We start from the raw sequence: 24,085 nt of genomic DNA, 5'->3' as shown, positions 1-24,085 counted from the left end.
GGGAACTTCTGCCGGATCTTCGCCATGACGGCTTTCTCGACGGCATCATTTGCGAGCGACTGCGGAATCGACGGCCCGAATAGCTCTTTGATCGGCAAGCCCGATCGCATGACCTTGCCGTTGCGCACCACCTTCTTATGTCCCTTGCCAGTCCGCTCGAACACGCCTCGGTGCCCGTTGGGCATACTCGCAATGAACGCGTGTTTCAAGACCTTACGACCCGACTTGACCTGCACGCTCACACCGCCGCCACCTTGGCGCGCGCCGTAGTTGATCAAGCCGATCGGCCGCCCAGTCGCCTTGAGTGTGACAACCAAGTTGCCGGCAGAGGCGCGCTTTATGGCAAACGATTTCTTTATCGCGCTCGCCTTGATGTTGTAGCCGACGGATCGAACCTCTTTCGAGGCCTCGGTTCTTGCCTGATTCGCTGTCTTGTTCAGCGCTCGGACGACGGCCTTCTTCTCTTCACCCAGATACCTTGACAGGTCGGCCGTGATGCCTCTGACATCCGCGCGCACATTCAGACTGAGCATTGCGGTCTCACCCACGTTTCAGCCAAGCGGCCGGGAACACGCCTTCGGCGGGCGCTCGCGCATAAAGCGGGACATCGATGAGGATGCGCGAAGGCGCACCCGGCGGGAATGCTGTGACAGATACCAACGCGATCGCCCCCTCGGGCAGCAGCGCAGTGTCAGTGGTTGCAGCAGATATAAGGGCGGCGACGCGACGATTCCCGTTATGCCAAATGGCAGAGCGCACAAATGCGATCTCGCCGAGCAAGGCGTCGGCGTCGATGTTCTTTGATGGGCGCGCCATGTGGACTCAGAAAATAAAAAGCCCGCGCCGGAAACGGCGGCGGGCAATGCCGCTCTTTCGAAGCGGCGAGGAGACGGATCGAGGATGGCCGGCCCCAACTCCGGCTGCGTCTTATTTGCAAATGGCGGAACGCTTAGACGCCGGGGTACCGATACTTGCTTTCTGCCGCCTCGGTTCCATACGGCGGGCTACGCTGTGGTTGCGCGATCACCCTCATCAAACCCGCCAACCCGTTCGTCGCTTGGACTCGCTTGGCCAGCCTCGCCGGCAGTCTGCGGGTTTGATGAGAACGCCGAAAACAAAAACCCGCCGGCTTTCACCTGGCGGGTTTCGTTGGACGCACTGTCCCGGAACAAATGTCTCACATCCTGTCGTGCTTTTCAAAGACCGCGTGTCGCACTTTTAGCCGCGCCACTTATACAGAGCGCCCGCCCCTCGATCACAACGAGGCGCGCGAATCGATATGGAGCCGCACTCATGGAGGGCATGAAGCACCCTCAAAACGCCTCGATGCACGGCAGAGCGCTCCGGCCCAGGCGCTCGACTTCGAACGTAATTAACCAGCTCATTCATGGGAAACCAACGACCTGGGTGATGTGCCATGCACTCCATGACTTCGCGCGAGTATTTCAAGAGAACGCCCTCCTCACCTTTTTTTGCCCAACCGCCAGCACGCTCTCGTAGCCGGAAACAGACACCCCAATCTTTCGCGCGGCCCCGGCCACCCCCTTGTGGATCCGGTCATACCTCCACGGCGAGAGATATTCGGCCTGCATCACCTTGCGCTCGATATAGGGCATTGCGTCATATACACGCTGTACGACCTGAGCCCGCTCTTCGAAAATAGGCTCAAGCTTCTCATCCGGCTCGCAAAGCGCTTCGCCCGCCACATAGCGGCACTCGATCGACTGACAATGATCCGGCGGGATCGGATGTGGAAGGGAACCTGCATGGCACCACCGCGCCCAGTTCCTGATTTCGCTTTCTACCCATTTGGGAACGCTCATTCCTCGGACCTCCCATCATCGTAGAACACGCACCGGCGCATATACCGCGCTCCCGGCTTCGTTTGCTCCTTGGCGCAATATTCCACTCCCCAAAGCCGCAGTTTGTGTATGCATCCCTGGCATGTCTTGCTCTCCTCGATTTCGATGACCTTTGCGGGATCCTGATAGCAGTACGCCGGTAGAGCAGCCATCAGGCGATCTCCGGTAATACCGCCGCGAATATGGCGCGCGCCACCTCACGCGACGTTTGCTCGAGTAGTTGCTCCTCACTCCCATAGCGCCGTTGGAACTCACCGGGGCCGGCGTGGAAGGCGACTCCATACCCGCCCAATCGATGATGAAGTGGGCAAAGTGGGATAGTCTGAGTGTGGCCTGCGCGTTGACCACCTCCCGCAAGAAATCGGACGTGATGCACCTCTGCAGGGCTCTCGCCGAATCCAAGATTGCGGCATACGATGCAGCACAGCCCTGCCACAATCCCCAAATGCTCTCGCTCGGCCTTCTTGGCGCGCGGACGACGAGACTTTTTGAAGGCCGAACGCTTAATCTGCCCTCCGCTCCGCAATGGCACCTTGCGTCCCCAACTCATCTCACTTCCTCACAGAGTCGTTGGTGGGAGCGCACGTCGCGGTCGTACGTGCGCATCGGCGACCAGCGCGGACGATACGGGCCCGTCGGCTTCGTCGGCACACAGGCGTAGTCCGGCTGCCGTGACGCACGTCTCGTCATCGCAAGACGGAATCTGCGCTTCTCGTTGAGCGTCTCCATATCAAGTAAACCCTCGCCTACCAGCAGCAAGCATGTCTCGCGAGTCCCGCGCTGCGCGTACCCAGTGAGCGAGGACAGAGTTTCTACGCAGTACCAGACACCTCGATCCATGCACTCAAGAATGTCGTGCTTCATATAGCCTCCAGCGCTTTTTGAATCGTCGAGATAGCGGCGCCGCTAGAAACCATGCCAGCGGTGAAGCGGAACACGCGCCATCCGGCCAGCGCCGCCGCGTTGTACTTCTCAGCGTCAGCCTGGAACCCGCTACCGCGAGTGTGACGACCACCTGTCCAGATCCCACCCTCCACCTCCGCCGCAACCATTTGTTCAGGCCAAGCGAAGTCGAAACGCCACCTGCGCGGCGGCGCGAATCGATGCTCACGCACCGGCTCAACAACCTTGTGCGCACGGCAATGTAGAGCGAACGCCCGCTCCAACTGACTTTCCTTCGTACGCGTCACTTACCTTTCTCCCGTAGGTGGGCTATGTACGCCCGCAATTCCTTTTCCTGCCTTTCCGCTACAGCGTCTCCGCAGCGCCGCCGCACCGCTGCGAGATAGGCTCTAGCCACGTTGCCGTGCCCTGCAAGCGCCGCCCTTGCCGCTTCCTCGAAGCGCCGCCAGCAATCGCCCTGCCTCAAAACGTTGCCCGGCCCGGCGCTCGGGCTGCGTCTTCCCGGTGCCCGAACGAAACGCCGGCCTCCAGATTCGAGAAGCGCTGAAACTCTCCTTGGAAGCCAAGGGCCACATGCCCCAGGGGCCCGTTGCGCTGCTTTCCGATGATCACTTCGCAGATGCCGCGGTCGGGCGAATCAGGGTGATAGACTTCGTCCCGATACAGGAACAGGATCGTGTCAGCGTCCTGCTCAATCTCACCCGAGTCCCGCAGGTCCGACATTGTCGGTCGCTTGTTTGGCCGCTTTTCTAGATCACGGTTGAGCTGCGCAAGAGCGATGACGGGCACGCTCAACTCTTTCGCAAGCGCCTTCAAACCGCGGGAGTAGCTGCCGATTTCCTGTGTGCGGTTGTCCCCTTTGCCGCCCGACATCAGGCTGAGGTAATCGACCACGATCAGACCCAGCCCGTGACGACGCTTGATGCTGCGTGCTTTGCTCCGAATGTCGAGAAGCGAAAGCGCCGGCTGATCGTCGAAATACAGCGACAGGTTCTCGATTCGGGAAATGCCAGCAGGGAGTTGCCCCCACTCGAAGTCCGTCAGCTTCTTCGGCTCGACCAAATGACCGTAGTTGACGCCTGCGTGCCGCGCCATCATCCGCGAGTGCAACTGCTCGGTCGGCATTTCCATCGAAAGAAACAGCGTCGGCTCACTCTCTGCGACGTTGGAAGCTACGTTCAGCGAGAACGCCGTTTTGCCCATCGATGGGCGTGCCGCAACGATGATCAGGTCACCGTCTTTCAAGCCTCCTGCGATCTTGTCGTCAAGCGCATCAAAGCCTGTGCGCGTTGCAGTGATTTCGCCGTCAAGCCGCCGCTCCATCGCGACGAGGAAGTGAGACAGCCCCTCCGATGCCAACACCGGCGCGGGGGCGGCGCGGCCTTCGGCGAGGCGCTCGACTTCCGCCTGAGCGCGGTCAACCAGTTCGCCAGCGGTGGCGCCGTTCGGGCTGAGTGCCATCTCCTGCATCCGAGATCCGGCGGCACTCAACGCACGGCGAGTGCTTCGATCAATGACGATGCCAGCGTAGCGGGCGATGTTCGCGCTGCTCGGCGTATTCGTTGCCAGGTCGTTCAGGTACTTGAGTCCGCCGGCGTACTCGGCCTTGCCGACCGACTGGAGACGCTCGTTGACCGTGATAACGTCCGCAGGCTCGTTTGCCGCGAGCATTTCGCCGATGACCTTGAAAATCAGTGCGTGGTCGCCTCGGTAGAAGTGCGACGGCTTGAGGTCGGTAATGCTGTCGATCGCTTGATTGTCGATCAGTAGCGCGCCGAGTACAGATTGCTCCGATTCGGTCGCCTCGACGATGTGACGCAGGTCGTTGTCGCTCATCGCTTGTCTGCCTTGTTGTGCTGGCCGCCGATCACGTTACTGAACCCCTTCGGGCTGATGAGCCAATCGAATGACGCCTTGGGTGGCATGTCGACGTTCGCTTTGACCCACGGGAAGTAGTCGCGCCACATCTCCGGGTTCTGGCGTTTCTCGGCGCCAAGGGTGATCAATGCCCGAATCGCGCCTGCCCGCTCCTCCACAAACACGGCCTCATCGACCCTGCCGACATGCTCCCCGAGCACTTCGTTGAAGCCTCGGATCACGGCCAGTTCGGCATCGGTGTATGCGGACTGAATTTCGTCCATCCAGCCGCCAGCGTTCAACCACGTTGCTGCGTGCGGGATGTACTGCGGGTTTGCCCACTGCCCCGATTTCTTGGCCCGCCCCAAACCGGCCATTAGGTCGGTAAAGAGCTGCTCGTCAGGGTTGAGCTTTGCGAACGCCTTCTCAGCGGCCTTCTTGGATTTCCGTTTCGGATACCCGGCCCAAAAAATCTCAAAGCGTTCGCGAAGCGAGCGCGAAAGGGTTTCTTTTGAAGTTGTCTTTTGGTCTTGTCTTTTGGGGTTGTCTTTTGAGGGGGGTGATTCCCCTCCCGTAACAGGGGGATTCCCCCCCTCATTTCGGGGGGAATCCCCTCCTATTGGGGGGTGATCCCCCTCCTCAAATCCCGGCTTGTTCACTAGCTTCCGCGCTTCAGGCAGAACCCATGTGGCGTGGCGCTTGTTCACGCCATATGTGTACGCGTAGCGCCCTTCCGTACGGGTGATGATGTTCATCTCGACCAACTGCTTTATCGTGCGGCGGACGTCCGAAGCATCGATACCGGTCTCGTCCTCAAACTTCGTGCGAGCAATGTCGTCGGAGAGTTTGTTGAACCCGTAGGTCTGCGCCATTACGACGTCGAGGATGCAGCGCTGGTAAGCGGTAAGCCGCGCCCAAGTAATCGCACGCCGCAACTCGTTCGCAATCCGCAAGTAGCCATCCTCAAGTTGAGGGGCCTTAGCCTCCGGGAACTGGATCACCTGTGCCGCTTGCGCCATCGTTAGGCCCGAGAACCGTTCTGGGCACCAAGTACCCGAAAGAGCGTCACGCCGCGGCGAACAGGAACGGTAGCGATATGCCCCGCAGCTTCCAGCGCCTTGATGGACTCGCGCACCGCCGATTCCGACATGCCGCAGTCACGCGCCAGGCGGCTGACCTTCGGCGACGATTCGCCCGTCGACATGACGGCGTGGTGGCTCAGCGCGAGAAGCACGATTTTCTCGGTGTGACGGAGCTCGACGCCCCATGCTTGATTGACGCGGTGGAAGCTCATTCAGTGGACTCCTGGTCTCTTTGGTTACCGCGCGGGGCGAACATAAGCACAGTCGGCACAAGAACCGCCGCAATGACCGTCAAGGCGATCCAATCCGAGACAAGCAGACTCATCCGTTCACCTCAGTGTTCGCAGGGCATTTCGCCGTTGGTCTGACGCCGCGAGCCGCACGAAATACAGATGGCAGGCGGCGCCAGCTTGGAATGAATGGGTTCAATCACTTCTCTGCTATCGGCATGAGCCTCGGCAGCCGACCTCGACACGTTCATTACGTACGGTGCCGGAACCCGAACGTTACGCATAACCTCTCTCATCGCTGCCTCACGCCGCTCGCGGCAAAACCTTCACCCGCCGTTCAAATCCGCATTCGCCACCGCCCTCGCGGGCGCAACGGCAGCTCACGCCGGTCTCGGCCATGGAGGCCAAAGCATCGAGATACCGGGGCGTCACCATGACGAATCCAGTCAGCCCAATAACGGCATCGAGCTTGTCTATGGGGATGCCATTCTGTCCCGACAGGAAGCGCGAAACTTGCGATGCGTCCCATCCCAGAACCTCCATCGCAGCTTTCCGCTCATCGCCGGAAAGTAGAAGGCGCAAGGCCCGCTCAATATTTGGCCGTTCAGCCATGATCAATCTCCCTCAATACAAGTTGCGTGCTGTTGCACGTCCAACAACCTACGATGCAAGGCATGTCAAACACGCCCTGCGAGATAAAGATGAGCACTCACCGTCATGCGAGAATGGTGTTTCCACACAACCAGTTCACTCAATCTAGGAGTGCTCATGAACGAACAGGACTTCAAGAACGCTGTCCAAAAATCAGAGTCCGAAGCGGACTTTTTGCGGGCCCGATCCGATGCCCTATTCATAGCGCTGAAGGTCGTTGTGCAATCACTTCCGAACCACGGTCAAGTAATGACCGAACTCGAAAGCCGACTCAACGATACGAGCGCCAAAACCTTGTATTCAGGGAGCCAATCCGACGCCTACTTGCATGGCTTCGACGCTGCCGTCGAGAGAATTTTCGGATGGCGCGCAGTTCCGCGCGACGCTGGCTAACGATCTCTTTCCAATCACTTCCGGTGGCATTAGCGACCGCCGCCAGCATGTCGCTCTGCCACTCGTTGACACGCTGCGCAGGCAACTGCGTCGCCGTCGCGCTGTTGCCTTTCCAAAACAGAGACACGATCCATTTGGTAAGGCTCATTCGCCATCTCCAGAAGCGCCGCCCCCAACACACTCAAGTTTTGCGCCCGCGCTGTCTCTTGCAGCGTCGGCGCTCGGTCGGAGGCGCGCGCGTACCACGAGCCAGTCGATGTCCGGCCGAAGCTCCTCGCAAAGCACCTGATGTCCCGTCGCATGTTCAATTCCAGGGCAGTGTTCAGCAGGCACTCGTCGGCCTTCTTCGCCCCATTGCCCGACTGCGCTCTTGGTCACGCCAAGAACGGTCGCAAGCTTGGTCGCTGATCCGACAATCCGGATCGCTTTGTCGAGAGGTTTATCCATGCATCGAAGTATAGAAATTCTGCACAACAAAAGTCAAGAATTTATAAACCTCCCCAGTAAAGATTTTCTCTACACTCGCTGCATGAATATTGGCCAGTGGATACGCGCAAGTCGCGAAGCCGCCAAACTCACTCAGGAGCAACTGGCGGAACAACTTGGGAAGACAAAGAGCAATGTGTCCGGTTGGGAAAACGGACGGCATGAACCGAGCTTTGGACAAATCAAAGAAATTGCGCGGATAACTGGCTACGCCATAGCAATACCCGGGATCGAGCGACTCGCTCATGCAAACGTCGAGTTTGTCAGTACAGGCGCCCCATTACGACGGGTGCCCGTAATCAGCTACGTGCAAGCCGGGCTGATGGTCGAGGTCGTCGACCCGTTTTCGTTGGGAGGCGGCTTCGAGATCATCGAGGTATCGATGCCGTGCTCCGCGCGGACATTCGCGTTGAGGATTCGAGGCAATTCGATGGAGCCGCGGTTCTATGAGGGTGATCTGGCAATCGTGGACCCAGAATTGAGTCCCAAGCCAGGCCAGTTCGTGGTGGCGAAGAACACCAGCGAGGAGGCGACTTTCAAGAAGTATCGGCCTCGTGGGCTGGACGAGCGCGGCAACGAAGTGTTTGAGCTTGTCCCACTGAACGACGACTACCCGACGCTACATAGTGAGCGTGACCACCTCCACATCATTGGGGTGTGCATCGAGCGGCGGGAAAACATGCTTCGATAAATCAATATGTCTATGGCATTCGGGGAATTTTCAGACGCAGATCTAGACGATATGCGAACGACGCCTAAGTCCATCCTCAACCCGACTGCTAGATGGGTGACGAAGGGTGGTCACAGGGAAAAGAACTATCAACTGGTTGCCCAACGGGACCCGGAAGAGTGCTATCGGATATTCGTTCGAGTGTCGGCTTCCAGAGACTCAGTTTTTTCAGTCGGTCTTGCCAGAGTTTTTCCCTCCGAAAAAACGCTTGTATTACTTCGGTACAACGGCGCGTATCATTCCCATAGGAACGTCATCGAACGCAACGTCGTGCCACCGGTTTATCACCGTCATATCGCCACTCAAAGATATATTTTGGCAGGCAACGATCCCGACGGCTATGCCGAGCCGATCGAACGGTACAATTCGGTCGATACGGCACTTGATTGTCTCCTACGCGATTGTGGCATTCCGAGTCCAAGTAGCCCCAACCAACAACCATTGAATATTTGACGTGCTTGCCGAAGCCCCAGCGACGATACGCCGCCTTCTCTGCGAGTCTTGGTGCTCCGATCTGGATGTAGGTCTGGACGGCGATTCCGTTCGCCTGTCGATGCCACTCACAGAACCGGATGGCGATTTCGTGACCGTCTGGCTAAAACAAACGCTCGGCGGATGGAGACTCGAAGATTCCGGCGCGACGATAATGCGCCTGTCGTACGACTCGGATGTCTCCACTGCATTGCGCGGGCCTCGGCGTGTTCTAGTCGACAAGATGCTAGCAGAATACGGCGCACGACTCGACGATGAAAGCGGGCAAGTTGTAGCTGAATCATCTGAAGGTGATCTCGGTCATTCGCTCTTGCGATATGGCCAGGCGATCTTGCGCGTAAACGACATCAAGTCGTGGACTCGAAGCCGTGTAGCGTCCACATTCTTCGATGACTTGCAGTCACATCTTGTTCGAATTGCTGGGCCAGACAGAGTTCTAAGGGAATACCAGGTTCCCAATGTGCCTGCTGCCGAAGATTACCCAGTAGACTTTTTCATTTCTGGGGCTCAGGAGCCGCTGTTTGTGTTCGGCATTCCTTCAAAAGATCGCGCACGTCTTGCAACCATCGTGCTTCAGCACCTCCAGCAACATGTGCCCCGCTTTAATTCAGTCGTCGTGTTTCAGAATGCGTCCGAAATTGGGAGCGGCGATTTGCGCAGACTGATGAATGCGTCAAACGACATGGTAGATTCCATTGACGCAACGGACGCCCTAGAACGAAAAATAAGGCACCGTCTCCAAGCTGCATGAAATCTAACCCGCTCCGGCGGGTTTTTTGTTGCCCAAATTCCAAGTCACTATCAAATCGAAAAACCAATAGGTACATTTTCGCCGTACTTGTACAGTTTATCTTGACCTTTGATGTGCAGTTTTTCTATACTCAGTTCCAACGCAGCACACATCGCTGCCCGCCCGCTGGTTGGGGCGCTCCTTAAAAACTCAGTTACCGATAGAACACGCCGATGGCGTCCGCACTGCGCGGGCGCGGCTAGGCGCAGGGCGGAACCCTCTACCCCTGAGACAAAGACCGGAGGCTATCCAAGCGCCGCCTGGCTGCTCGCGTGGCTATAGAACGTCGATTGGATTGAAGAGATGCAGCGCCGCCGGGAGCCGACTCAGTCGGGAGTAGTCCGGGGCGCTGCGTCCAAATGCTGTATCTGAGGCGGCTTTCTTCCGAGAGCCGCGCCATATACACGAGGAGAGAAATCATGCCGAATTGGGTGACGAACAAGGTCGTGGCACCGAGCCACGTCATCGCTTCGATGCTGAATGTCAACGACGCTATCGATTTTTCGCTGATTGAAGCATTCCCCGGTGAATTTCCGTGGGATAGCGTCAGCATGGCAGCCGAGCAGCTTGCCGAAATTGTGGTTCGCCGGCCGCTTTCGGATCACCCAGTGATCGCGCGGCTCGAAGCAGCGAATCGAGCGAATGCTAGCCTGAAGGATCTCAATGACGAAGCTTTCGAGCAGTTCATCCAGATGCTTCGCAATCACCGCAAGTGCGGCTTTTTCGAGCGGATGGGCTTCGCACGCGAGCGCTGGGGGACGAAATGGAATGCCTGCGAGTCGTCGGCTGATGTTGTCGCCGGCACCGCATCGTTTGAGACGGCGTGGTCATGCCCGATGCCTGTGTATATCGGCCTCTCGAAGAAATTTCCGGATGACCGAATCGACGTGAAGTACGCCGACGAAGACATCGGCAGCAACTGCGGCATGTTCGCTCTGTTGGGTGGCGAAGTTATAGAAAGCAACGAGGCGCCGTTGTGGCGCGACCAGACCGACGATCAGAAAGCGTTCTGGCGCGGCTTCGCGTGCGAGCTTATCGGCTACGATCCGAAGGATTACGAAGACTGAACTGAACACCTCCCCGGCGAGGGAACGCCCCCGATGATGCAGGCGTGATGGCCGCCAGAGTGCGGCACCTTCAAGAAAGAGCGCGGCGTGAGCAAAATTGACTGCTGCCGGGGGATACGCGAATCGTCGGTCGCGCCCCTACCTGCGGGTATGGAAAATACCGCTCTTTTTCTTGAGGGTGATTACGAAGTGGCGATTCGTTGACCGGTGGACGGGTGACCCGCACCTGAATGCCGCGAGCCTGCCGACTGGGTGAGCAGGCAAGCCGGAGAGAGCCGCCGGCCACCTTCAAACGAAGCGCCCAAAGCCGTGAAACGTGCCCCAGTGGGCGGACGTCCGGATTTGAGGGGTAGACAGCCGCGTTATCCCAGGCTGGCGCTCGGTGGAAGCCCGAGCACCTTCAAGTGAGCAGACCCGCGTCGGCGCGGCGACGTTAATAGCCCGTATCCCCCTTCCCCGATCTGATCAGGATCTCGGGTCTGCTCTCTTGAGGGTGAATGCGCAGGCTGATGCGCACGAGTGGGGGAATTGGTAAACCCCGGTCCCGGCCCGCGAAAGCGGATAAGCGAATCGGAGACCCGTCGCCGGATCAACGGCGGCTGCGCGCACGACGCGGCGAAAGCACTGCGGGTTCGAGTCCCGCCTCTTGAAGTACGTGCAATGCCGGATGCAGTTCAGCACCGGCCACCCTCTTCACCGCAGCAGAGCGAGCCTGACCGCTCACAGGCCCATGGCGGACATGGTTAAAGCCGCATCGCCCCGGTGTTCTGCCACGGCGTCCCCTCCCACTTCAAATGAGGTTTCCCATGAGACTCGTCGCGCTCGCGGCTTTGCTCGCCCTTCTCTCAGCCTGCACCGATTCCGATACGGCGCGGCGGGCTCTCACAGGCGCCGGTTACACCGACATTCACATCGACGGCTACAGCTTCTATGGCTGCGGCGATAACGATGACTTCTCCACCGCATTCACAGCCACCGGCCCGACTGGGGTGCAGGTCACAGGCGCCGTCTGCTCCAGCTTCCTAACCAAAGCCGCAACCATTCGCATCAACTGAGGAGGTCAACATGTTTGCAGCAGAGATTCGCCAGTACCAAACCGGTTGGAATGACTCCAAGTGCGGCCGTCCTTGCTGCTCTACCGATCTCGCGTACCGCCTCGGCTATCGCGACGCTTCTCACTGAGGCGCTCCATGCTTGATCGCCTTCTCATTCGTGCAGTCAACGGCGCCGACAAGTGGATCCGCGCTCATCAGCCTGCGGCCTGGTCGATCTGGGCCGTTCTCGTGGTCGTGTGCCTCTACGTCAGGTGGATCCACGAAGTATGAGCAATGCCCCGAATAGGGCGGCAGCAAAGCGAGCTTGGGAAACCCTGCGCCATCTCGTCAATAAGCGTCAGGGGCGAACGTGGCGTCCGGCACTCGTCGGCTCCGCCAGATATCACGAAGAAATCGAGGCGCAACAAGCGCTCTCCCAGGCACTGGAAGCACACGCGCCTGTCCTGCTCGCCGCCCTCGCCTTCTACATCAAGACCGACGCACAGCGCCGCGACGACACCGAAGAAGACGCCGAGCGCTGGCGTCACATTGAATCCCACTACCCATACGGCGGACACCCTTCCAAGGGATTCCGAGAACACATCCGTACCGCCGTCGACCGCGAACGAGGAAACAAATGACCGCCGTACCGTCCTTCAAACAGAAGATCAACGACAAGGAAATCCGCCGCGCGGACGCAATGAAGATCCGCTACGAGGATATTCACGTCGAACCCGGCTTCAACCTGCGCGCTTCGCTTGACCTTCTGGAAGGCGACGCGCTCGCGGCCGCGAAAGAGGATGACGAAAGCCTCTTTCGCCACATCATGGCCGGCGGGCAGTATCCAGCGCTTGAGGTTCGGCCTCGGGCCGAAGGTGGCGTGTGGCTAGTTGACGGTCATCGTCGCCATGCCGCTATCGGCCGCGCCGACGCTGCGGGCGCACCGCTCCGCGACAAGGTTGGCGAGTTGATGGTACGGATCGATGCATTCGACGGTAACGACGCCGACCGAACCCTTCGCATCCTGTCGAGTAACAAGAACCGACAGCTTCACCCGCTTGAAAAGGCGTTCGGCTATCAGCGCCTGAGTCGGTTTGGCTGGGACAACGCGAGAATCGCCGAGAGTGACCACGTATCGCCCCAATGGGTCGGAAAGATGCTCGTGCTGGCAGGCGCGAACTCGGATGTTCACCGCCTGGTGTTCGCCGGAAAGACCTCGACATCGGTTGCCGCTGACGCCGTCCGACAGTACGGCGAACAGGCTGGTGCCTTCCTGTCCGGCGAGTTGGAAAAGGCTTCGGCAGGTGGCAAGAAGAAGGTCACAGCGGGATCGATCAAAGGGAAGTCTTACCCCCGCAAGGTCGTCAGCACGTACGTGGAGCGCGTCGGCTCTTTCGTCGCAATGCTGCCCGAGGCTCAACGCGTCGCGATCACGAAGAGCGAAACTGACTTTCAGGTTTCTGTGAGCGCCAAGGCCCTGCGCGAGCTTCTCTCCGCGCACTCGGACATTAGCGCCGCCCCAGGAGCCTGATTATGCGCATCTGGATACCGAAGTTCATCGCCACCGCGATCATCGCTCGCGCACAGCGGACGCCCTACTTTGACCTTCACGGCTATATGCAGCGCTGGTGGGTCAAGAAGCCACGCGGCCACGACGCAAGCGCCGCCGAGAATGGACGGCGGGACACGAGTTGGGGTGCCCGCGTCCATCGCACTTTTCGAAGCGATGCCGGACGCGATCTCCACGATCACCCGTGGTGGAACGTCTCGATTGTCCTGCGCGGCGGCTACTGGGAAATCATGCCGACTGACCAGTGTCAGCCCGCTCGCCTTGACTCTCGGCCAGAAACGACACTTCTGCGCGGATATCGCCGCGTCTGGCGTGGTCCCGGCTCAATTGTGTTCCGACGAGCCACCGACCGACACCGACTCGAAATCCCTGTAGGCGGCGAAGCCTGGTCCCTATTCATCATGGGGCCGTGGAAGCGCAACTGGGGATTTCATACGCGAAGAGGATGGGTCATGTGGCGAGACTACTGTTTGTCGGGAAATTCAAACCCCGGTTCACCGTAGTGCTCTGCGTTGGACGGAACGCGAACCATCCGTGCGACCTCGCGTTTGCACCGTCTATCCACAGCGGTGAGCAATCGATCAGCCTCCGTCAACGAGGCGCGCCAGCGATCCAGAGTCGTCAACACATGTCCAATCGTCTGTCGGATGAATGTGACTTCATCGGGATATGCGTCTAGCTCGGCCCTCACCGTTTCCAGGAGCCCGACTCCGCGTGCGAGCTGGAAGGCGTATCCGCCCCCGAGTTCCGACAGCCATGCAAGCTCTTCCGATGTGACATTAAAAGCGGCGCGCCTCAAATCGCGCGAAAGGTCCGAGTACATCCTTCCCGGGTATATCGAACCGTCAGCGTCACGAAACGCCATCGTAACGGCAGCACCTTGCGCGAGGTCTGCGGCCGCTCGCACCTTAGGCGAAAGCATCACCGCAACTATGCTCGCGCGCGTTTCGCCCTGTCTCCGAGACTTCGATTCCGACCGTATCGCGATCACGACGGCTGCGATCGTCGCACCTACCGTGCCGAATGCTGCGGTGACCTCGACCCAGTCTTTACGCGCTGCGACGAAGATCAAGGGCCAGGGCCATACGTAGATCAGAACGGCACCTACCAGCACACCAAAGGCAAGCATCACCCACGCCTTCCAAGTCTCGATCATCGCTTTCCCCGTAATTTTTCAGGAATCCTAGCATGACCAAACTTCTCGCCTCTCTCGGCGCCGTCGTGATGGCGCTCGCCCTTTCCGCCTGCTCTGACGACGCCCGCGTCGCCTCGCACAACCTCTCGAAGGCCGCAGACAACTTTGAGATTAACCGCCGAATCGTCTTCTACAACGGCATCACCGGCGAATACATGCTGACCATTGAAGGGCTTTGCTCGCGCGACAACGACAGTACGTCGACGAAGCTGGCCATCGTCTGCAAGGTCGGGCCGAACGAGTACAAGAAGCATTTCCTCGGCCTGTCCGACAACGTCACCTACTTCATCGAGCAACTCGAACCGGCCAAGGCCAGCGTCTATCACTACGCAGTGACCTTCAAGCCGTCGGTGATCGTTCCCGACATCACGGTCAAGTGAGTGCCGCCTGATCGCCTGTGCCTGTTACCCCGTGACTTTGGGCAGATCGCACAGGGGCCCGTCTTTTCTTCCGGCTATCGGCAGCCATTCAAATGCCGAATTCCACTCAGGAGAACTCCATGTCTCAGGTCGTTATTCCAACCACGATCCCCGAAACTCTTTCCCTCTCAGCTCTGCCAACGCTGCGCGCCGAGTTGGCCGACGGGACGTTTCGGGGCGTGACCACGCGCAAAGACGGCATTCACTGCGCTGTCATCCTTTTGCCGAACAAGGCGACCGAACGACGCAATTGGCAAGGATGTGTCGATTGGGCGCGTGAAGCTGGCGGAGAGTTGCCCACGCGCTCGGCGTTCCACCTTTTGCGCCTGAGCGCGACGAAGGAAGAACTTGCCGAGGGCGGCTGGTATTACACGGCGGATTTGCTCAGTGACGACACCGGTGACGAGGACGACGCTGCCTACGCTTGGGTTTGCGACCTCCATTTCGGCGGCACGTTCAACCGCCTCAAGAGCTACGAGGGCCTGGCCGTTGCCGTCCGCTTGATTCCCCTCACCGCTTAATTCTTCGATCCTTTCAACACGCTGCTTAGGAGCCGCCAACAATGACCCAAGTCACGCTGGAAGCGATCCGCGCCAAGACGTCGGAATTGGCCGAAATGATCGCGACTTTCGCTACCCCGCAGGTGAAGCGAATCGAAATCCCCGCCGCCGTAATTGATCTGCGCCCCGGCGAGCACTACGCCGGCGAAGTTCTCAACGAGGACGGCACGATCAAACACCGTTTGGCACTGGTCGCCGTTTCCCCTGAGGCAGAGCATTCCTGGGATAGCGCTGGCGAGTTCGCCAAGAACCTCGGATACAGCCGCCCCACCGTTGCCGAAGCCCGCCTACTGCTCGCGAACTGCAGGCCGCATCTGCCCAAGGAAGGCTGGTTCTGGACCGGAGAGGTGCACGAACAGAACGCTGCCTACGCTTGGACTTGCGACCTCTACTACGGCCGCACGGGCAACGACCCCAAGAGCTACGAGGGCCTGGCCGTTGCCGTCCGCAGATTCTGATTTCGATCCTTTAATCCTTTCGAACTGAGCCCCGCCATATGGCCTTGCACTCGTCACTGCCCATTCACCGGACTGGCGTTCGACTGCTGTCGCTTGCCTTGAAGGTGCAGGAACAGATGCCACGAAGCATGAAACGCATTTTGGGAGAAAAGATCACCCAGCATTGCGTAGACATGCTCGACCTGATGGCACTCGCAAACGCCTCGAAACGTGAGGTGCGCGCCGAGTACATCGAGAGGTTGCTGACCGAGCAGCGCGCCGTCACGGTATTGCTGCACGTCGGGCACGATGCTCGATACCTCTCGCCAAAGCTGTGGGCCGAGTCTATCGAGTTGCTGGGCAGTATTGGCAAGCAGGCTGGCGGCTGGCTCAAGTCCGCGAACAAGGCGCCTGCAGCATGACAGTTAAGGCTCTCATGCCCGTGCGCCGGAATCTGGTCGCGCCGCTGGGTCACAAGCCCACCGACATGCACATGAAGGATACCGCCGCCGGCGTGCGGGCCGAGTCCAGTGCAGCTTCCCACCTGATCGGTGAAAACCTTCGGATCGGTAGCCTACATAGCGCGACAGGCACGCTGCCTACGCTTGGAATTGCAACCTCAACAACGGCAACACGAACAACAACCACAAGAGCTACGAGGGCCTGGCCGTTGCCGTCCGCAGAATCCAACTTGTTCGCCCCGCTCGTGCAGGCATACCTCGATTGCCGCCGCAACAAGCGCACCAGCACCAGTGCCCAGGCATTCGAAGAGCATGTGGAGCGGAATTTATTCGACTTGCACGAGGAACTGGCCAGCGGCGAATACCGCCCTGGCCGGTCCATCTGCTTCGTCATAACGCGGCCAAAGCCGCGCGAGGTGTGGGCGGCAGGTTTTCGCGACCGAGTCGTCCATCACCTCCTCTACAACCACATCGCCCCACGGTTTCACGCAAGCTTCGTCGCCGATTCGTGCGCTTGCATCCCGGGGCGCGGAACACTCTACGCGGCGCGACGGCTAGAGCACCAAGTCCGAAGCATCAGTCGGAACTGGAGCCGTCCGACGAATTACCTGAAATGTGACTTGGCGAACTTCTTCGTCAGCATCAACAAGACGGTTTTGCTCGAGCAACTGCAACGCCGAGTTTTCGAGCCATGGTGGATGGCCTTGGCCGAGACGATCTTGATGCACGACCCGCGCAGCAATGTCGAGGTGCGAGGGAGCCGCCGCGAGTTGGCTCGCGTGCCCGCACATAAGAGCCTGTTCAACGCTCCTTCTACACATGGACTGCCGATCGGGAATCTTTCGAGCCAGTTCTTTGCCAATGTGCTGCTTGATGACCTTGACCAGCACGTCAAGCACCGGATTCGCGCGCCGCACTACGTCCGCTATGTCGATGACTTCGTATTGCTGCATGAGGATGCAGCATGGCTCAACTGGGCACGAGAACGCATCGAAGCCAAATTGGCTGATCTGGATCTGCGCCTGAATCCGAGCAAGACCATCCTCCAGCCAGCTTCACGAGGCATCGATTTCGTTGGCCACGTCCTGAAGCCATGGCGCCGAACGACACGGCCACGAACGATGACTGTGGCACTTCGGCGCGTGGCGGAAGCGGCGCCAGAGGACGTTCACCAGACCGCCAACAGCTACTTTGGCCTGCTTCGGCAAGCCACTCACAGCCACCACGATCGTGCGGCACTCGCTAACGTCGTACGGCGCCGTGGCCATGCGGTCAGCGCCGCTCTCACCAAAACCTATAGGAGCAAAGCATGAGCCCCTACGCCCCCCGCCCCGAAGGGCTGAATTCCGATCCTGCGCCGCCTTCTGCGGTGCAAACGCTTCGCCGTCACACCGAGGCCGAGTACCTCACGTATGACCTGTTCATGGGCGAGGAGGCCGACATCAAGTGCCGCACCGTGAAGCTCGTCACGGCTCGCAAACCTCACGCATGCTGGCTTGGTCAGGCGCTCGGCGCGAAGCCGCACGAGATCGCAGTCGGCGAACTGCACCGGTACGAAAAGGCACTAGTGGACGGCTACTACTGGGGCAGCTATCGCTGCTGCCTTCGGTGCATGGATGCCGAAATCGATGATCTCGAAGGCAATTCAGACGGAGACGACGAATGAACTGCAACTGCGTGAAAGAAACCGAAGCAGCGATCACCGACATGATGACGTCAAAGCTCGGGGCACCCGTCGAAGTCAAATCTGCCGACATCGCTTTCCTGTTCGGTGGAGCATCGGGCATGTCGATGGCATTGAACACCCGATTCACCGTAACCGCAGACGCGAAGGGCTATAAGCGCGGGAAGCAAATCAGCATGATCGCCAGCTTCTGCCCGTTCTGCGGCACGTCGACGAAGCCGGCTGAGGAGAACCAGAATGCCTGACCTCAAGACCGTGACGTTTGATGCGATCCGCGAAGCCGTGGGCCGAATTACCGAGGTGCAGCGGCGCTCCGGTGGGCCTGCGTGGATGGAAGCAAAAGGGCTGCTGGCGAATGACCTGACATTCATCGCACAGGGACTGATTGATGCGCTCGCCGCAGCCGCCGCGCCAGCCGCACAGAGCGCAGGGCAAGAGGCGGTGGCGTCGATCTTCGCTTGTTACCTCATCGACCACTGCGAAGGCGAAACAATCACCGAGGAACAAGTGCAGCGCTGGCTCGCGGCGATGCTCGCGAATCCGCAATACGCCGCGCCCGTGAATGCCTCTGAGCCGGTGGACATGGAGCGAATTCGCTACGAAGGCTGGTGCGAAGGCTGGTCTGAGGCGCACAAAGCGAAGGCGCAAGAGATCGACAAGGACGCAGCGCGGTATCGCTGGCTGCGCGATGAGTTCATCGGAGACGACCCGGACGCAATCGGATTGGATCGCCGTAGTTCGAGGGGCGGTCTGGACGTGGCTATAGACCTCGCTATCGAGGCATCGAAGGGGAAGCATCATGTCTGATACGACAAAGATCGCCGCGCCCGTGAATGGCGGCGAGCGCGAGCAGGAATACGAGCATGGCTATGCGGACGGCGGGCGCGACACTCGATACGCAATGCTGTCTGAAGGATTTCGGAAGGTCGAGCACGCCGCAGATGCGCAGCAGGCGGGCGGGGATGATCTGGTCAACGCCAAAGAAATCGGCCATCCAACGAACCGCTACCTGTTCAAGCAGATGTGCGACTTCTTCGGCATCAGGCTCGGCGAATGCACCATCGCGCAAGCACTCGAGGCTGTGAAAGACCGCGCCGCGCTGTCGGCGGATGGCGGGGATACCAAACTGCTCGACTGGCTTATCGCCAACGACGCGTTGGTCATCGGGCGCGATGGCGAATACATCGTGACGCAGCCGCACCATCCGGGATTGCTTGGCGGCGGGATTCATAAAGACCCGCGCGCCGCTATCCGCGCCGCCATTGCCGCCAAGCAATCCCGCCAGGGGGACGAGCAATGAGCCTGTCATTTGAAGTGGCCAATCGATTGCTCGTCTATGACCCAGAAACCGGCGTAATCACGCGCAAGAAAGTCAGACCGGGAAAGGTCGCAACGCACGTGGCACCTTGCGGACATCTCTACGTCTCGTGCGCCGACAAAACTTACCGAGCCCATAGGGTCGCGTGGCTTTTGTATTACGGAGAAGAGCCGAACGGCATCCTAGACCACATCGACATGGATAAGCAGAACAACCGTATCGATAATCTTCGAATAGTCGGAAACTCGGAGAACGCTATTAACCATCGCATCCACGTGGATAACACCTCTGGATATCGAGGCGTCACTTACAACCGAAATGCGCAGAGATGGGAAGCCAAGATCGGGCGCCATGGCGTTACACATCTGGGGTTCTTTGACACACCAGAAGAAGCGGCTCATGAGTTCAACAAGGCCGCGATTCGACTTCATGGCGAATATGCAGTTCTAAATCCTGTCTTCGGCTCTATCGAAAGTTCTGACCAGATGCGTCCGCGCTCGAACAATCGTCTCGGGTTTCGTGGCGTCGTATCCAAGCCGAACGGTCTCTTCGCCGCCGAAATCCGGTTGAAGGGAAGAAAAACCCATCTGGGATATTTCAGCACGCCGCAAGAAGCGCATTCGGCATATGCATCAGCGCGGCTAGAAAAACGCGCCTCTCAGGCAGCGGAGGAGCGGAAATCGTGAAAGAGCGCCCTACCCTCTTCAACGGCCCTATGGTCAACGCCGTGCTCGACGGCTCGAAGACGCAAACGCGGTGGCCTGTTGCGGTGCAGCCGCCTCAACACACGCGCGAGGTGCTCACTTTCCATCATCCTGACCCACGGACGCACTTCTGGGCGTTCGATGGCGCAAGCCTGATGGATTGGGCTTATCCGTGTCCCCATGGGGAGGTAGGTGATCGGCTCTACGTGCGCGAAACGTGGCAGCACAGCAACCACCCGCTCGGGCCGTATGACGATAACTGCCTCGTCTTCTATCGCGCCGACTACTTAGATGACCCGCATGGGCCTGACGGCGAGAAATCGCCGGAAGGGAAATATCGCGCTTGGCGCCCTTCCATCCATATGCCGCGTTCGGCCTCGCGCATCACGCTCGATATCACCGGTGTGCGCGTCGAGCGCTTGCAGGACATCAGCGAGAAGGATGCACTTGCCGAGGGTATCCAGCAGCAGACAACTGGTTGGTTTTCCGTCCCCGGTTTCGCGGGAGCTGGTACCTCGGCCCGAGCGGCATTCGCTCTGCTCTGGCAATCCATTAACGGCCCCGGCTCGTGGGACGCCAACCCGTGGGTGTGGGTGGTCGAGTTCAAGCGCGTCGACGGCGCTAAGGGGGCGTGATGAGTTCCTGCCGGTCACTCCATTGGAACGTAGAACGTCGCCTCGCATCGCTCACAGGTCACGGGATCTTCGCCGTCCTCTTCTGGCAGTGGGCGAAGAGGTGCTTCGTGTCCTTTAAGGTAGCACAGCGGACAGAGCAAGCGGTCATGCGGTCCGAGGGCTGCCCATCTTTTGGCAAAGACCTGAATATCGGCTGCAGGTACTCCGTTCGCCTCAAGCTCCTCGAGCAGCACACGATACAACGCAGGGTTTTCCATATCGGCATCCTTTTGCTTCGAGATCTGATTGGGCAACCAATGAAATGCGCTGCCGTTTTTCCATCATATTCGGATTCCGGAAGACTGTCGCTAGATGTCCCGTTTGAGACTGGGCAGATCATTCTGGGCGACTGATATGCGCGGCGCCTACTACAACGAACTCGACCCATATGCCGCTGACTGGCTCCGCAACCTCATCGCCGCGGGGCACATCGCGCCCGGCGACGTCGACACGAGAGATATCCGCGATGTTCGACCTGATGACATCCGAGGCTACACACAGTGCCACTTCTTCGCAGGAATCGGCGTCTGGTCGTATGCCCTGCGCATGGCTGGATGGCCTGACGACCGACCTGTTTGGACCGGTTCCTGTCCGTGCCAACCTTTCAGCGCGGCAGGCGCAGGACTTGGGTTTGCTGACGAGCGGCACCTCTGGCCGCACTGGTTCCATCTCATCCGCGAGCACATGCCTGCAACGGTCTTTGGAGAGCAAGTTGCGAGCAAAGACGTCGATCCTTGGATCGACCTTGTACAAGATGACATGGAAAGCCTGGGTCACGCCTTCGGGGCGCTCGCGTTCCCGGCTGCGAGCGTCGGTTCCCCGAACATCCGAGATCGGACGTACTGGGTGGCGCTCGCCGACAACGTGCGATCACAAGGACGGGGCGGAATGTCAGAACGTACCGTTGAACGCATTGCTCGGTCGAGTGGCTTGGCTTGCGGGCTGGCCGACGACCACGAGCACGGACGCCCTGCGCAAGCCGTCGCCGGAGTTCACGACGCCGAACATCACACTCAATCATGCAGCGGTGTTGTCAGGCTGGCCAACTCCATCGTGCAACAACGATCGGACGGGCAACCCGGACTCAGCCATGTCGATCACGCGGCCGGACGGCACGAAAGTGCAACAGCGCCTCCAGGACTTCGCAGCGATCTGCGGGCCTGCCCGACTAACGGCTTCTGGCGAGATGCTGATTGGCTCCTATGCCAGGATGGAAAGTGGAGGCCAGTTGAACCCGGCACATTCCCGCTGGCTCATGGGGCTCCCGCGCGAGTGGGACGACTGCGCGCCTACGGCAACGCGATCAACGCGGAAGCGGCAGCCGAGTTCATCCGATGCGCGAGAGAAGCGATCAGGGAAATAGCATGACCACCCACCCGGCCACGAAAAAAAGCCCATCACGATGGATGGGCCATGAGTCCGTGAAGCTAGGGCACGACATTGCGTCACGGTAAGGACAGTCTATGCGCACCAGATTGCCGGAAAACTAAGGAATACCCGGCCCGACCAAACGGGCGTTTGAGGAAAGAGTGATAAAGCTAGCACCGCCGGCCACGGCCGAAGCACTGAAAGAGATTCTGCGGGTTACTGCGAGAGATTGGGGAATTTAGACGTGAGCGCCGCCGTTGGCGCTTGATTTGATGACTGGAAAGCGGGGACGCCCTTGTTAGCGCGTCCCCGTTTGCATTTTGGCATTTGCGCGGGAAACATCCGGAGCGCACTGGGAGCAGATAATGAACAGCAGATTGATCAGCGATGATGACCTGGTCGAAATCACGGGCAAGAAGCGCTGCTCGACGCAAGTCGCTTGGTTTAAGAAGCAGTTCGGAATAGACGTCGTGACGCGCGCCAATGGACACATCATCATGACCTGGGCTACGTTCGAAGCACTCAGCGCGAAGAAGGCCGGCGTACTCCCATCGTCAGCGCCGCCGGCGCGTCCTGCACTCCATTCGGTGAGGCGAGCAGCATGAATGCACGTCGCCGAAAAGCACCAGACGGGTTGCCAAACCGCGTGTACGTGAAGCACGGTAGCTACTACTGGTTCAAACCGGGCACCAATCGTTGGGTCAAGCTGTGCCGCGTCAGCGATGGCGAGACAGCAATGCTTGAACGCCTGACCAACGAGAAGAGGAAAGCCGAGTCAGCAACTGGTTCCGGCAACATCCCTGGCCTTGTCGACGACTACGTCGATTTGAATAAGAAGAAGCACAAGGAAAAGGCGTGGCCACACTATGCGGAATACGTTAAATCTTCATTCCGTGACGTCGACGTTGATCAGGTAGACCCCGCGTATGTGGCTGAATTCTTGACAGGCAACTGGGACGGAAAACTGCACATGCAGCGAGTGATGCGTGCGTTTCTTTCCGGCTTTTTCGCCTGGTGCATCCTCAAGCGCCACATGACGAGCAATCCATGCCGTGAGGTGAAGCTCAAGAAGCCGAAAGCGCGGGACGTCTACATTGCCGACAGCCATTTCATCGCCATCAGAGATGCACTCGCGAAAGAAGCGAACGGCCGGGAAGTCCGCAGCGGCGAAATGATGCAGTGTTTCGTGGATCTCTGCTACCTGACGATGCAGCGATCGACCGACGTGCGAAACCTATTGTGGGCCGACATCGATCGCGAGGCGAAAGTAATCCACTTCCAACCATCGAAGACGGTGGACTCTACCGGCGAGGCAGTGGACTGGCCGATCACGCCGGAGATCGACGCAGTGTTGGAGAGGGCTCGTACCTTCGGGAAGGTGAAGGGGAAACACGTCATCCACTCACTCAGCGGGAAGCCATACGGCGCCACAGCCGTGCGGAGCGCGTGGGATCGAGCCTGCGTGCGGGCGGGTCTTGGGGAGGCGGTCTACACCGTCAAGGACATCCGTGCGAAGGCGCTGACGGACGCGGAGAGAGCCGGGTACACGATGGAACAGCTTAGGGTGGCGGCGGCCCACTCTGACGTCAAGACGACCGAAATCTATCTCAAGTCCCGGCTGACGCCGACGAGCGTAATCCGCATGAACCTGCCGAAAGCTGGATAAATCGCCAGCACTGTATGAGCACTGGATATTAGACGCAGTTAGACAGGATATTAGACAAACGAAAAACGCCCCGATGGGGCGCTCCGTAACTACTTGTACTGCAAGGGCATTTTGGTCGGAGCGATAGGATTCGAACCTACGACCCTCTGATCCCAAATCAGATGCGCTACCAGGCTGCGCTACGCTCCGACTAAAGAGGAGAGATTCTAGTCGGTTCCGCGCGCCGCGTCAAATAGTCACACGCGACGCAGGCACTTTCCCGGCGGTGGCTGGCACAATGGAGGTTCCATGGATGTCTCATCCGTGGTCACGCCAGCGCCACGAAACCCCGCCATAGTGGGAGGTTCTCCATGTCCGAACCCGTGTCAATGAATCTGATTCTCTGGCGTCACGCCGACGCCGAAAACCTGCCGGCTGCCCTCGCCCTGAGTGCGCAAGCCGATCTGGCTCCC

Annotated in this window: 33 protein-coding genes and 1 tRNA gene; 21 read left to right on the top strand and 13 right to left on the bottom strand. The window is 59.2% G+C overall.

Annotation, left to right across the window (positions count from 1 at the left end):
- The 9 genes from C266_RS14105 to C266_RS14055 form a co-directional block, all read right to left on the bottom strand.
- Window positions 1-533 (bottom strand): phage tail protein (locus C266_RS14105; RefSeq protein ID WP_010807549.1); only part of this gene is annotated, 533 nt, incomplete at its 3' end.
- A gap of 7 nt (window positions 534-540) precedes the next feature.
- Entirely contained in the window at window positions 541-816 is a 276-nt protein-coding gene (locus C266_RS14100; RefSeq protein ID WP_010807550.1) for a hypothetical protein, read from the bottom strand.
- 629 nt (window positions 817-1,445) lie between these two features.
- Entirely contained in the window at window positions 1,446-1,823 is a 378-nt protein-coding gene (locus C266_RS26250) for a hypothetical protein (protein WP_144265831.1), read from the bottom strand.
- Between the two features lie 190 nt (window positions 1,824-2,013).
- Complete coding sequence (locus tag C266_RS28415; RefSeq protein WP_081636288.1) at window positions 2,014-2,412, bottom strand: Ref family recombination enhancement nuclease; 399 nt, start codon at window positions 2,410-2,412, stop codon at window positions 2,014-2,016.
- A 310-nt stretch (window positions 2,413-2,722) separates the two neighbouring features.
- Entirely contained in the window at window positions 2,723-3,052 is a 330-nt protein-coding gene (locus C266_RS14075) for a hypothetical protein (RefSeq protein WP_036663029.1), read from the bottom strand.
- Window positions 3,053-3,227: 175 nt separating this feature from the next.
- Window positions 3,228-4,601 (bottom strand): replicative DNA helicase, encoded by a 1,374-nt coding sequence (gene dnaB, locus C266_RS14070; protein WP_010807556.1) that lies wholly within the window; start codon window positions 4,599-4,601, stop codon window positions 3,228-3,230.
- Window positions 4,598-5,641, bottom strand: a complete 1,044-nt coding sequence (locus C266_RS26245) for a replication protein (protein ID WP_010807557.1) — start codon at window positions 5,639-5,641, stop codon at window positions 4,598-4,600. Before C266_RS26245 ends, dnaB begins: the two co-directional genes overlap by 4 nt.
- A gap of 2 nt (window positions 5,642-5,643) precedes the next feature.
- The gene (locus tag C266_RS14060; RefSeq protein ID WP_010807558.1) at window positions 5,644-5,916 is read right to left on the bottom strand and encodes a helix-turn-helix domain-containing protein; all 273 of its coding nucleotides are present in this window, start codon (window positions 5,914-5,916) and stop codon (window positions 5,644-5,646) included.
- A 321-nt stretch (window positions 5,917-6,237) separates the two neighbouring features.
- Window positions 6,238-6,546 carry a hypothetical protein gene (locus C266_RS14055; RefSeq protein WP_010807559.1) on the bottom strand — a complete coding sequence of 103 codons (309 nt, stop codon included), beginning with the start codon at window positions 6,544-6,546 and terminating at the stop codon, window positions 6,238-6,240.
- A 156-nt stretch (window positions 6,547-6,702) separates the two neighbouring features.
- On the opposite strand from C266_RS14055, the gene C266_RS14050 reads away from it, so the two are divergent.
- Complete coding sequence (locus C266_RS14050; RefSeq protein WP_010807560.1) at window positions 6,703-6,978, top strand: hypothetical protein; 276 nt, start codon at window positions 6,703-6,705, stop codon at window positions 6,976-6,978.
- A 144-nt stretch (window positions 6,979-7,122) separates the two neighbouring features.
- On the opposite strand, the gene C266_RS26885 is transcribed toward C266_RS14050, so the two are convergent.
- Entirely contained in the window at window positions 7,123-7,425 is a 303-nt protein-coding gene (locus C266_RS26885; RefSeq protein ID WP_010807561.1) for a helix-turn-helix domain-containing protein, read from the bottom strand.
- On the opposite strand from C266_RS26885, the gene C266_RS14045 reads away from it, so the two are divergent.
- The 6 genes from C266_RS14045 (at window position 7,424) to C266_RS14020 (ending at window position 13,108) form a co-directional block, all read left to right on the top strand.
- Complete coding sequence (locus C266_RS14045) at window positions 7,424-8,155, top strand: LexA family transcriptional regulator (RefSeq protein WP_010807562.1); 732 nt, start codon at window positions 7,424-7,426, stop codon at window positions 8,153-8,155. The genes C266_RS26885 and C266_RS14045 overlap by 2 nt on opposite strands.
- A 493-nt stretch (window positions 8,156-8,648) precedes the next feature.
- Window positions 8,649-9,437, top strand: coding sequence for a DUF1828 domain-containing protein (locus C266_RS14040; RefSeq protein ID WP_144265830.1), 789 nt, complete (start codon window positions 8,649-8,651; stop codon window positions 9,435-9,437).
- A 398-nt stretch (window positions 9,438-9,835) separates the two neighbouring features.
- On the top strand, window positions 9,836-10,543 hold the full coding sequence (locus C266_RS14035; RefSeq protein WP_246831189.1) for a hypothetical protein: 708 nt from the start codon (window positions 9,836-9,838) through the stop codon (window positions 10,541-10,543).
- 806 nt (window positions 10,544-11,349) lie between these two features.
- Window positions 11,350-11,598: a hypothetical protein gene (locus C266_RS14030; RefSeq protein ID WP_010807564.1), complete on the top strand. Its 249-nt coding sequence runs from the start codon at window positions 11,350-11,352 to the stop codon at window positions 11,596-11,598.
- Between the two features lie 266 nt (window positions 11,599-11,864).
- The gene (locus tag C266_RS14025) at window positions 11,865-12,218 is read left to right on the top strand and encodes a hypothetical protein (protein ID WP_010807565.1); all 354 of its coding nucleotides are present in this window, start codon (window positions 11,865-11,867) and stop codon (window positions 12,216-12,218) included.
- Window positions 12,215-13,108: a ParB/Srx family N-terminal domain-containing protein gene (locus tag C266_RS14020; RefSeq protein WP_010807566.1), complete on the top strand. Its 894-nt coding sequence runs from the start codon at window positions 12,215-12,217 to the stop codon at window positions 13,106-13,108. Before C266_RS14025 ends, C266_RS14020 begins: the two co-directional genes overlap by 4 nt.
- Window positions 13,109-13,610: 502 nt before the next feature.
- Here the strand turns inward: C266_RS14020 and C266_RS14010 are convergent.
- Entirely contained in the window at window positions 13,611-14,303 is a 693-nt protein-coding gene (locus tag C266_RS14010) for a hypothetical protein (RefSeq protein WP_010807567.1), read from the bottom strand.
- Between the two features lie 32 nt (window positions 14,304-14,335).
- On the opposite strand from C266_RS14010, the gene C266_RS14005 reads away from it, so the two are divergent.
- The 11 genes from C266_RS14005 to C266_RS13955 all read left to right on the top strand — a co-directional run bounded on the left by C266_RS14005 (window position 14,336) and on the right by C266_RS13955 (window position 20,560).
- Entirely contained in the window at window positions 14,336-14,722 is a 387-nt protein-coding gene (locus tag C266_RS14005) for a hypothetical protein (protein WP_010807568.1), read from the top strand.
- Between the two features lie 92 nt (window positions 14,723-14,814).
- The gene (locus C266_RS14000; protein WP_144265829.1) at window positions 14,815-15,282 is read left to right on the top strand and encodes a hypothetical protein; all 468 of its coding nucleotides are present in this window, start codon (window positions 14,815-14,817) and stop codon (window positions 15,280-15,282) included.
- A 41-nt stretch (window positions 15,283-15,323) separates the two neighbouring features.
- Window positions 15,324-15,779 carry a DUF1566 domain-containing protein gene (locus tag C266_RS26240; RefSeq protein ID WP_010807570.1) on the top strand — a complete coding sequence of 152 codons (456 nt, stop codon included), beginning with the start codon at window positions 15,324-15,326 and terminating at the stop codon, window positions 15,777-15,779.
- Between the two features lie 128 nt (window positions 15,780-15,907).
- Window positions 15,908-16,180: a four helix bundle protein gene (locus tag C266_RS13990; RefSeq protein ID WP_144265828.1), complete on the top strand. Its 273-nt coding sequence runs from the start codon at window positions 15,908-15,910 to the stop codon at window positions 16,178-16,180.
- Window positions 16,177-17,532 (top strand): RNA-directed DNA polymerase, encoded by a 1,356-nt coding sequence (locus C266_RS13985; RefSeq protein WP_010807572.1) that lies wholly within the window; start codon window positions 16,177-16,179, stop codon window positions 17,530-17,532. Before C266_RS13990 ends, C266_RS13985 begins: the two co-directional genes overlap by 4 nt.
- The gene (locus C266_RS13980) at window positions 17,529-17,885 is read left to right on the top strand and encodes a hypothetical protein (RefSeq protein ID WP_010807573.1); all 357 of its coding nucleotides are present in this window, start codon (window positions 17,529-17,531) and stop codon (window positions 17,883-17,885) included. The genes C266_RS13985 and C266_RS13980 overlap by 4 nt, the downstream gene beginning before the upstream one ends.
- Complete coding sequence (locus C266_RS13975) at window positions 17,882-18,148, top strand: hypothetical protein (RefSeq protein ID WP_010807574.1); 267 nt, start codon at window positions 17,882-17,884, stop codon at window positions 18,146-18,148. The genes C266_RS13980 and C266_RS13975 overlap by 4 nt, the downstream gene beginning before the upstream one ends.
- Entirely contained in the window at window positions 18,141-18,710 is a 570-nt protein-coding gene (locus C266_RS13970; RefSeq protein WP_010807575.1) for a hypothetical protein, read from the top strand. The genes C266_RS13975 and C266_RS13970 overlap by 8 nt, the downstream gene beginning before the upstream one ends.
- A 22-nt stretch (window positions 18,711-18,732) precedes the next feature.
- Complete coding sequence (locus C266_RS13965) at window positions 18,733-19,203, top strand: hypothetical protein (protein ID WP_144265827.1); 471 nt, start codon at window positions 18,733-18,735, stop codon at window positions 19,201-19,203.
- The gene (locus tag C266_RS26880; protein WP_081636287.1) at window positions 19,200-19,907 is read left to right on the top strand and encodes an HNH endonuclease; all 708 of its coding nucleotides are present in this window, start codon (window positions 19,200-19,202) and stop codon (window positions 19,905-19,907) included. The genes C266_RS13965 and C266_RS26880 overlap by 4 nt, the downstream gene beginning before the upstream one ends.
- A complete protein-coding gene (locus C266_RS13955; protein WP_036663024.1) occupies window positions 19,904-20,560 on the top strand; it encodes a hypothetical protein in 657 nt (218 codons plus the stop codon). Before C266_RS26880 ends, C266_RS13955 begins: the two co-directional genes overlap by 4 nt.
- A 14-nt stretch (window positions 20,561-20,574) precedes the next feature.
- Here the strand turns inward: C266_RS13955 and C266_RS27475 are convergent, their stop codons facing one another.
- Complete coding sequence (locus C266_RS27475) at window positions 20,575-20,817, bottom strand: hypothetical protein (protein ID WP_144265826.1); 243 nt, start codon at window positions 20,815-20,817, stop codon at window positions 20,575-20,577.
- A 94-nt stretch (window positions 20,818-20,911) separates the two neighbouring features.
- Here C266_RS27475 and C266_RS13945 point away from each other — a divergent pair, with 94 nt between their 5' ends.
- The 3 genes from C266_RS13945 (at window position 20,912) to C266_RS13935 (ending at window position 23,633) form a co-directional block, all read left to right on the top strand.
- Entirely contained in the window at window positions 20,912-21,967 is a 1,056-nt protein-coding gene (locus tag C266_RS13945; protein ID WP_246831188.1) for a DNA cytosine methyltransferase, read from the top strand.
- A 365-nt stretch (window positions 21,968-22,332) separates the two neighbouring features.
- Complete coding sequence (locus C266_RS13940; protein ID WP_010807581.1) at window positions 22,333-22,572, top strand: DUF4224 domain-containing protein; 240 nt, start codon at window positions 22,333-22,335, stop codon at window positions 22,570-22,572.
- A complete protein-coding gene (locus C266_RS13935; RefSeq protein ID WP_036663022.1) occupies window positions 22,569-23,633 on the top strand; it encodes a tyrosine-type recombinase/integrase in 1,065 nt (354 codons plus the stop codon). The genes C266_RS13940 and C266_RS13935 overlap by 4 nt, the downstream gene beginning before the upstream one ends.
- Window positions 23,634-23,745: 112 nt before the next feature.
- Here the strand turns inward: C266_RS13935 and C266_RS13930 are convergent.
- Window positions 23,746-23,822, bottom strand: a tRNA-Pro gene (locus tag C266_RS13930).
- Between the last annotated feature and the right edge of the window lie 263 nt (window positions 23,823-24,085).

It is taken from the genome of Pandoraea sp. SD6-2 (genome assembly GCF_000389825.1).
In the GTDB taxonomy this organism is placed as follows: domain Bacteria; phylum Pseudomonadota; class Gammaproteobacteria; order Burkholderiales; family Burkholderiaceae; genus Pandoraea; species Pandoraea communis.
This window is presented reverse-complemented; position numbering and strand designations above follow the sequence as displayed.